The sequence below is a fragment of the Bacillus sp. SRB_8 genome, assembly GCF_003264205.1.
Lineage (GTDB): Bacteria > Bacillota > Bacilli > Bacillales > Bacillaceae_G > Bacillus_A > Bacillus_A mycoides.
In genome coordinates, this window is the sequence record NZ_NADT01000187.1 from 1 (window position 1) to 506 (window position 506).

Here is a 506-nt window from a genome sequence, read left to right on the forward strand (position 1 = left end):
ATAGCATAGAAAGTGTCACATCTGAGATGGTAAAGACAAGGATCAGCAATTGTTCTTCGAAAATGGAGCTTACTGACCAAGAAATCATCCAGCTGCTGATTCCAGATCATTCCCGCTTGTTTGAGACCGTAGAGAGCTTTCTGTAACTTGCAAACTAGATTTCCTTGACCAGGCTCGATGAAACCATCAGGCTGTTTCATGTAAATATCGCCGTCAATGTTACCGTTAAGGAATGCGCCCACGATGTCGATTTGACGAAGAAACAAGCCTTGATCGGCGGTTAGTGCCATGACGATACGAAATGATTCCGAATGTGCGACGGGAGAGAAAGTTTCTCACCAGCACGTTGGGAGAAGCTTTTTATCACCAAACGAGCTTTGAATTTGCGAATGCCACCATCTCCGACCAGGTTGGGTTTGGTATCGAAGACCCATTTGCATGCAATCACCTTCCGGTCGGGAGGTAGCTCTTGTCGAGCATTTGCTTGTATTCTGCATGGCATCATA

At 45.8% G+C, this 506-nt stretch carries 2 protein-coding genes; both read right to left on the reverse strand.

Annotated features, from left to right (window positions below; genetic code table 11):
* A partial coding sequence (locus B5P40_RS32400) for a reverse transcriptase domain-containing protein (RefSeq protein ID WP_309252119.1) occupies positions 1-200 on the reverse strand: 200 nt, incomplete at its 3' end.
* 80 nt (positions 201-280) lie between these two features.
* Positions 281-506 (reverse strand): hypothetical protein (locus tag B5P40_RS32405; RefSeq protein ID WP_113710542.1); only part of this gene is annotated, 226 nt, incomplete at its 5' end.